Source organism: Nitrosomonas sp. Nm84, from assembly GCF_003201565.1.
GTDB lineage: Bacteria > Pseudomonadota > Gammaproteobacteria > Burkholderiales > Nitrosomonadaceae > Nitrosomonas.
Genome location: NZ_QJJP01000030.1, coordinates 36,945 through 44,719 on the forward strand (window position 1 = coordinate 36,945; position 7,775 = coordinate 44,719).

At 46.8% G+C, this 7,775-nt stretch carries 8 protein-coding genes; all 8 read left to right on the forward strand.

What is annotated here, in order from left to right:
- Nucleotide 1: 1 nt before the first annotated feature.
- The 8 genes from C8R34_RS13490 to C8R34_RS13525 are packed head-to-tail and all read left to right on the forward strand — an operon-like array spanning nucleotide 2 to nucleotide 7,609.
- A complete protein-coding gene (locus C8R34_RS13490; protein ID WP_110341467.1) occupies nucleotides 2-2,269 on the forward strand; it encodes a type VI secretion system Vgr family protein in 2,268 nt (755 codons plus the stop codon).
- Nucleotides 2,270-2,293: 24 nt separating this feature from the next.
- Nucleotides 2,294-2,851: a DUF6484 domain-containing protein gene (locus C8R34_RS13495; RefSeq protein WP_110341469.1), complete on the forward strand. Its 558-nt coding sequence runs from the start codon at nucleotides 2,294-2,296 to the stop codon at nucleotides 2,849-2,851.
- 34 nt (nucleotides 2,852-2,885) lie between these two features.
- The gene (locus tag C8R34_RS13500; RefSeq protein ID WP_110341471.1) at nucleotides 2,886-3,122 is read left to right on the forward strand and encodes a DUF4160 domain-containing protein; all 237 of its coding nucleotides are present in this window, start codon (nucleotides 2,886-2,888) and stop codon (nucleotides 3,120-3,122) included.
- Entirely contained in the window at nucleotides 3,103-3,408 is a 306-nt protein-coding gene (locus C8R34_RS13505) for a DUF2442 domain-containing protein (protein ID WP_110341473.1), read from the forward strand. Before C8R34_RS13500 ends, C8R34_RS13505 begins: the two co-directional genes overlap by 20 nt.
- 39 nt (nucleotides 3,409-3,447) lie before the next feature.
- Complete coding sequence (locus tag C8R34_RS13510) at nucleotides 3,448-4,563, forward strand: DUF2169 domain-containing protein (protein ID WP_110341475.1); 1,116 nt, start codon at nucleotides 3,448-3,450, stop codon at nucleotides 4,561-4,563.
- Nucleotides 4,560-5,612 (forward strand): hypothetical protein, encoded by a 1,053-nt coding sequence (locus tag C8R34_RS13515; protein ID WP_110341477.1) that lies wholly within the window; start codon nucleotides 4,560-4,562, stop codon nucleotides 5,610-5,612. The genes C8R34_RS13510 and C8R34_RS13515 overlap by 4 nt, the downstream gene beginning before the upstream one ends.
- The gene (locus C8R34_RS13520; RefSeq protein WP_110341479.1) at nucleotides 5,602-6,681 is read left to right on the forward strand and encodes a PAAR-like domain-containing protein; all 1,080 of its coding nucleotides are present in this window, start codon (nucleotides 5,602-5,604) and stop codon (nucleotides 6,679-6,681) included. The genes C8R34_RS13515 and C8R34_RS13520 overlap by 11 nt, the downstream gene beginning before the upstream one ends.
- A 31-nt stretch (nucleotides 6,682-6,712) precedes the next feature.
- The gene (locus tag C8R34_RS13525; protein ID WP_110341481.1) at nucleotides 6,713-7,609 is read left to right on the forward strand and encodes a hypothetical protein; all 897 of its coding nucleotides are present in this window, start codon (nucleotides 6,713-6,715) and stop codon (nucleotides 7,607-7,609) included.
- Nucleotides 7,610-7,775: the final 166 nt, after the last annotated feature.

Consider the following 7,775-nt stretch of genomic DNA (forward strand, 5'->3'; position numbering starts at 1 on the left):
TATGCCCTCAACACAACAAAATCGTGAAATCGAAATCATCACCCCACTGGGTGCTGATGTGTTGTTATTGCGCGAAATGACTGTGACTGAAGAATTGGGGCGTCTTTTTTCGATCAATGTGGAATTGGGCAGCACCGAAGACATCAATTTTGAAGACCTGCTCGGCCAGAATGTTTCCATTCGACTCAGTCACGCAAAAAGCAAACGGTTTTTTAATGGCTATGTCAGCAGCATCTCGCAAGGTGTCAGCGAAGGACAGTATGCGACCTATTTTGCAACGATTCACCCGTGGCTCTGGCTTTTAACCCGCACCTCGGATTGCCGGATTTTCCAGAACAAGACCGTGCCAGATATCATTAAGGATGTGCTTCGAGAGCAGGGATATTCCGATATCGAGGATCGATTAAAAGGCAGTCATCGTACTTGGGATTATTGCGTGCAGTATCGTGAAACCGATTTCAATTTTATTAGCCGGCTGATGGAGCAAGAGGGCATTTATTATTATTTTAAGCATGAGCAAGGCAAGCACACACTTTGTTTGGCCAATGACATGGCCTGCCACGACAAGATGTCAGGTTGTTACGATATTTCTTACTATCCACCGGATCAGGCTGTGGTTAGAGAAGGTGAGTGCATTTCAGGTTGGAATATCACCAGAAAACTGCAAACGGGTACTTATTGCCTGAATGACTATGATTTTGAACATCCGAAAGCGGATTTGCATGTTAATTCCAACATTATCCGGGATCATGATAGAGCCAGTTTTGAGGTCTACGACTATCCAGGAGAGTATGTTAAAAACGATGAAGGAAATGATTGTGTCAAGGTTCGCATTCAGGAACTGCAAAGCCAGTATGAACGCATGCAGGGTAATGGCAATGTGCATGGCTTGATTTGCGGTGGCTTGTTTAAATTAGCGCTATTTCCACGCGCTGATCAAAACCGCGAATACCTGGTAACTTCCGTAACGCACAATGTTCGCGTTGATAGTTTTGATTCCAAAACCAGTAGCGGCAATCACTATAGCAATAGCTTTACTGTCGTTGAGAGCAGTACGCCCTATCGAACTGCACGGTTGACGCCAAAACCCTTCGTGCAAGGCCCGCAGACCGCCGTAGTGGTTGGTCCGTCGGGTGAAGAGATCCATACGGACAAGTATGGGCGGGTCAAAGTACAGTTTCATTGGGATCGTCTTGGCAAGAAGAATGAGAACAGTTCATGCTGGGTACGGGTATCACACCCTTGGGCCGGAAAGAATTGGGGGATGATTGCCATTCCACGCATTGGTCAGGAAGTCATCGTTGATTTTCTCGAAGGCGATCCTGATCAACCGATCATCACAGGACGTGTCTACAATGCCGAGCAGATGCCGCCTTATGAACTGCCTGCCAATAAAACGCAGACCGGCATCCTGACACGTTCCAGCAAAGAAGGGAGTGCTGCCAACGCCAATGAGTTACGTTTTGAAGACAAAAAAGGCTCCGAGCAAGTTTACTTGCATGCCGAAAAGAATCAGGACATCGAAGTTGAAAATGATGAAACCCATTGGGTAGGGCATGACCGGAAAAAAACGATTGATAATGATGAGACTACGCTAGTCAAACATGATCGCACTGAAACCGTCGGCAACAACGAAACCATTACTGTCGGTGTCAACCGCACTGAGATGGTGGGTTCGAATGAAAGTATCACCATCGGCTCCAACAGAACCAAAACAGTCGGCGCCAGCGAAACGGCGTCGGTTGCATTGCAGCGCACTCATTTAGTCGGTGTCAACGAGACCATCGGTGTCGGCGGTGCGCAGGAAATCGGTATCGGTGCGTTTCAGGCAGTTGCGGTGGGTGCCTATCAGACGATCAATGTTGGCGCATATCAAAGTACCAATGTGGGCGCCAATCAAAGCAATACCATCGGTACGAACCAATCTACAAAGGTAGGCGCGAATCAGTCCTTGGAGGTTGGCGGGAATCAAAGCGAATCGGTTACGGGTAATGCGTCCAAGAGTGTGAAAGGTAATGATTCCCTGGGCGTGGATGGTAACCGCAGTGCAGACGTCAAGGGTGATGATAGCGCAAAAATTGGTAAAAATCTGGTGATTGATGCAGGGGATTCAATTACCATCAAAACCGGCAGCGCCAGCATCAGCATGAAGAAAGATGGGACGATTGTGATCAAGGGTAAAGACATTACTGTGGACGGTTCGGGCAAGATCAATATCAAGGCTGGTGGCGATATTGTGATGAAGGGTACTAAAATTCTTCAGAATTAAAGAGGGGAATTGGGAGAATGCAAAATGAGTAGTCAAGATACGATCGAAGCCGATGCTGGTTTGATGATTGAAGAAGAATCCGGTAACGACATTCTGCGTCCATTGATCGAAAGGGAAGTAACCCGTGATTCCCGAAAGGCACCCGCAGAAAATATACACACGGGAATCATCGTGGGTGAATTAATCGGCATCACGAACGAAGGCCGTACACCACTAGTAAGTTATCCCGACCAGCCGGGTTTGGCGGCTTTGCAAGCACGAACCACTGTAGATCTACACGGAAGACATATCGGGCAACAGGTCGTACTCATGTTTGAAGCCAATGATCCTGAGAAACCGATCATTATGGGCGTATTGCAAGGCGCTGAGGGTTGGCCGCTCGAACAACACTCCGCTCAAGTTGAAGTCGATGTGGATGGTCAACGCATGCTCGTGAGTGCCAAGGAGCAACTGGTGCTGCGGTGCGGAAAGGCCAGCATCACGCTGACCAAGGCAGGTAAAGTGATCATCAAGGGCAGTTACGTGCTTAGTCGCTCCAGCGGAGTGAATCGCATCAAGGGTGGTTCGGTGCAGCTTAATTGATGGTATTAATAATGTTATTGAATGAACAGCGTAGATGCCAACGGTATTAAGAGTTGGGCCTTATCGTTTCTTCTTCTACTCGGGTGATCGTAACGAACCGAAGCATGTTCACGTTGAACGAGAAGATAATATAGCGAAGTTTTGGATTGATCCTGTTCGATTGCAAAAGAGCGGTGGTTTTAGCCGATCAGAGATCATTCGGATTATGAACATTATTGACGAGCATAATGAACAAATTATGGAGACATGGGATGAATACTTTGGATATTGAACTGAAAATACCTGAAGCAATGGATGTTCATGTATCTGAAGATACGCTCAGTGTTGAGTTGAGTGACGGAAGAACAATTTCTGTTCCAATCGATTGGTATCCTCGATTAACTCATGCCACTGAACAGGAGCGGTCTAGTTGGCGGATAATTGGCAAAGGTCATGGCATTCATTGGGAAGATCTCGATGAAGATATCAGCGTTGGAAATTTACTGGCCGGAATCCCCTCAGGAGAAAGCCAGTCGTCTTTCAAAAAATGGCTGGATGCAAAAACGAAAGCTTCTTAGATAAACTAGTATCGGTTAATATTTTTCAATTGAATTGCAATGGATCTAATCAACGAAACCAACATGATTGCAGGCTACACGATGGGTATGGAACCATCGGGGCGAGAATTGCTGGTGGTTGTCGTCAAAGGAACGTTTCAGTTACCCAAATCGGGTGAGGAAGTGCGGTTGCATGAAACACAGTTGCCGCTGATCATGGCCGATACGTTTACTGGTGAACCGGGTTTTTCGGCGCCGTACTACGAAGTTGATTTTGCGCCGCGTAAATTAAAATGTGACCTTCTACTCCAGGGCAGTGCTTATGCACCGGATGGACGGCCAGTTCCCCGTGTGCCGGTGGGATTACGCATCGGGCAGTGGCAAAAGACCTTTGTCGTGTGCGGCAAGCGGGTGTGGGAATATGGATTGGCGGGAGTGCAAGCTACACCACCAGAACCATTTACAGTGCAATCGTTTTCTTACGATGTCGCTTTCGGCGGTGTCGATAATTTCCCGGAAGACCCAGCAAAGCACGTGGCTTTCATGCATAACCCAATCGGTAAAGGTTTTCATAAGAACATTAAGAAAGAATGGATTGATGGCGCACCCATGCCGCATACCGAAGCGCTGAATCAACCGGTTGAAAAACCGGATGGCGACTATGCGCCGATGGCATTCGGGCCAGTTGGCCGTGGTTGGGCATCGCGCCTGCCGTATGCGGGTACCTATGATCAGAATTGGATTGATAATACGTTTCCATTCCTGTCGCCTGATTTTAACGATATGTATTACCAAGCTGCTCCGCTGGATCAGCAGATTTCTTACCTTCGTGGCGGGGAAGAAGTCGTGCTGGTCAATCTGACACCGGAAAGCCGAACCGGATTTGTACTGCCAACCATTGATGTACCCGTCGTCTTTTTCCGCAAAAAAGGCGATCGCCATGAGACCAAGGCGGTAATCGATACACTGGTGATTGAACCGGATAAAAGTTTGTTTACCATAACCTGGCGCGCCAGCGTGCCGCTCAAGAAAAATATGTTTGAAATCCCGCAAGTGCTGGTGGGAAAAATGTCTCGTGGTTGGTGGCGTGCGCGTGAATTGGGTAAAACCTATTATCCTTCGCTGGAACATCTGGCACAGTCGAAGAAGGTTGAAACAGAGGATGATGCTTCATGAGCGGTTTTCCACTAGCCATCACAGCAACCGGCATGGTAACCGGTGTCGGCTTAAGCGTCCCGGCATCTTGTGCAGCGATTCGTTGCGCCATTGATAATTTCCAGGAAACCCGTTTCATGGACAGCGGCGGGGAATGGATCATGGGCTGCGAAGTGCCATTGGAACAGCCGTGGCGGGGGAGAACCAAGCTCATTAAAATGGCCAGTGCAGCTATTCAGGAATGCCTCTCTGGCAATCAGAAAGTCGTTCCCGAAGCAACACCATTGTTGCTGTGCCTATCTGAAAAAGACCGCTCAGGGCGTGTGTTTGACGATGACAATCAATTTTTTCTCGATTTGCAGGAAGAATTAAAACTGCAATTTCATCCGAAGTCACGCGTCATCGCGCAGGGTCATGTTTCGGTGGCTGTGGCGCTCAAGCATGCACGCGAACTGATTCAGGAATTGAATTTGCCACATGTGTTGGTTGCCGCAACCGACAGCTTGCTGGTCGGCCCAACGCTCGCGCATTTCGAAGATAAGGAGCGCTTGTTAACCAGTCAGAATTCCAATGGCTTTATCCCGGGCGAGGGGTCTGCGGCCTTGATTGTGGAGCCGGCTACTGCAAATCAGGTAAATCAGTTGGTTTGTGTTGGTTTGGGGTTTGGGGTTGAGCTGGCGCATATTGATTCGGAAGAACCTTTAAGGGCAGATGGGTTGACGGCGGCGATTAAGGAATCTTTGGATGATGCCGGACATGGCGAAAGTCTGCTTGAATTCAAAATCACCGATATTGCTGGTGAACAATATCAATTTAAAGAAGCTAGTTTGGCGTTTAGTCGTATTAATCGAAATATTGAGAGGGATGAGTTTGATATCTGGCATCCGGCAGATTGCATCGGTGAAGTAGGGGCTGTGATTGGATTGGTGATGCTTGCGGTTTTAAAGGCAGCTTGTGAAAAAGCCTATACCAAGGGGCATCAAGTCCTAATGCATTTGGGGAATGATGATGGCAAGCGTTCTTCGATGATTATTGCTTGGCGGAGTAGTGGGGGTAGTCATGGCGAATGAAGTTTATGCGAATGGAATGGAATTGGCGTGCAAAGCAGGCGCGGGAAAAACCATTTGCGCCATGCCGGATGTTTGCTTTACACCACCTGAGAATCCGGCAACTCCGCCCGGAGTACCAGTACCTTATCCAAATACTGGAATGGCTTCTGATACAACCGAAGGAAGCAAAACTGTACAGATTTCTGGTAAGGAGATAATGTTGAAGAACAAATCTTACTTTAAGAAATCAACCGGCGATGAAGCTGGCGCTGCGGCGAAAAAAGGGGTTATTTCCAGTAAGAATACTGGTAAGGTATATTTTATAAAATGGTCGATGGATGTTAAATTTGAAGGAGAAAATGTTGATCGGCATTTGGACATGACCACTAATAATCATGGAAGTCCGGCTAATGAAGCTGTGCCTTGGCCTTTTATAGATGCGATGGCTATGGCTGCGGTTAATGACCACCCCTGCAACACCATGGGCAAGGAGATCGTGGCCAAGTGCAAAGGCGAAAATGACTATAGCGAAGGTTGCTGTACAGCCCGTAAGTGCCTGTTGGCGCCTTTCGATCCAAATTCTTGCTGCAATGGTAGCAATGGCGAACAAATGACTCCACATCATGTTGTTCTGAAATCACAATTTTATGAATCCGGATTTGCGGGTTTAAGTAGTAAAGCCGCACAAGACGCAGGTGCACTTCTAAAAGATGATAAAGGTAAAAACAAATACTCAATTAATAAAGCGCCATGCATATGTGAAGAAGGGACAAGTCAAACAGAAGGAGATCATGGTGAAATTCATACCGAAACGAATATTGCTACTCTTGAGCACGAATCGGTTAAACCTTATTTGACTGAATCTGGAAAATCAATCAAAAAGGATGCTGAGTGGAAAGTAGGAGAGTCTGAAGCTGTAGGAGCCCAAGCAGTCGAAGATGTGACTGGCTGTGATAAAGACTGTATTGAGGCACAAGTGCGTCAGGGACATGCCGACATGGGTATAGATTCAGAGGATAAAATACGCCCGACTGTTACGGGGAGAAGAACCCGCCCGGCTAGTGGTACAGGTCAAGGATTTGGAAGATAGATATTAATAGAAACGTCGAGCATAGATACTTATGAGTAATAAATTACCTTTGGCAGAACTGACAATAAGAACCGCCGTAGTGCATTTATCGGACCTTGGATATATTGCTGCTGCGGACACCAAGACAGAGATGGATGAGCCTCATACCATTACTTTTAAATGGGATAGAGGGAAATTTACTCAGGGAGATCGTAATTATAATGCGCATAGCCTTTGTATAATTACTAAACCAGAACCGGGGTTGGTAGATATATCTGAACAGGGATATTACTCTGTAACCACAGCAAATGGGTTCATGAGTGGCGATGTATTAGAGAGCAGTCAACCGCCATCCAAGGAAACTCGCTATGGTGGTTTTCGTTCCGTTTCAGAGATAGCTGGTCGGGCCTTTGTCGTTGGATTACGTGGTCTGGTATATCGGTTAGACGAGTTAAAGCTCTGGACGCGCATTGACGATGGATTGCCGAAAACTTTTAATATTCAAGCAATTCATGGTTTTAATGCGACAGATATTTATGCAGTTGGGAGGAAAGGGGAGGTTTGGCATTATGACGGGAAAATATGGCAGAAACTTGATATGCCAACAAACGCTAATTTAACAAGCGTTAAATGTGCTGTTGATCGAAAAGTATATATTACTGGTCACAGTGGCGCATTGCTGTGCGGTTCAGGCGAAACATGGGAAGTCATAAATCATGAAAGCACCAATGATGATCTTTGGGATGTCGAGTGGTTCGAGGATAAAGTCTATGTTTCGTCCATGAGCTCGGTATATCGATTGGAGGGACAGCGGTTGGTCAAAGTTGATTTTGGAAATGATACCCCTAAGACGTGCTATCAGCTAAGTACCGCAGATGGTGTGATGTGGTCTAACGGTGAAGACGACATCATGTCTTTTGATGGAAATGTCTGGACTCGGATTGTGTAAAGATCAACAAAAACATATATTGCAACATGCGATAAGGAGAAAAAAGGTCGAAAAGGAAAGAGGCCAGACCCGAATGGCACTTACTTAAGCTTTTTTGGGTGACCGTGCATACGGATTTCATCACATGCTTGCCCCCTCGGTTTCATCAATCTTGGGTAAGGTTTTG

Bases quoted from the DNA above. Each gene is read 5' to 3' on its own strand.
- C8R34_RS13515 (WP_110341477.1), top strand. From the start codon at position 4,560: ATGAGCGGTTTTCCACTAGCCATCACAGCAACCGGCATGGTAACCGGT.
- C8R34_RS13505 (WP_110341473.1), top strand. From the start codon at position 3,103: ATGAATACTTTGGATATTGAACTGAAAATACCTGAAGCAATGGATGTT.
- C8R34_RS13495 (WP_110341469.1), top strand. From the start codon at position 2,294: ATGAGTAGTCAAGATACGATCGAAGCCGATGCTGGTTTGATGATTGAA.
- C8R34_RS13500 (WP_110341471.1), top strand. From the start codon at position 2,886: ATGCCAACGGTATTAAGAGTTGGGCCTTATCGTTTCTTCTTCTACTCG.
- C8R34_RS13520 (WP_110341479.1), top strand. From the start codon at position 5,602: ATGGCGAATGAAGTTTATGCGAATGGAATGGAATTGGCGTGCAAAGCA.
- C8R34_RS13510 (WP_110341475.1), top strand. From the start codon at position 3,448: ATGGATCTAATCAACGAAACCAACATGATTGCAGGCTACACGATGGGT.
- C8R34_RS13525 (WP_110341481.1), top strand. From the start codon at position 6,713: ATGAGTAATAAATTACCTTTGGCAGAACTGACAATAAGAACCGCCGTA.
- C8R34_RS13490 (WP_110341467.1), top strand. From the start codon at position 2: ATGCCCTCAACACAACAAAATCGTGAAATCGAAATCATCACCCCACTG.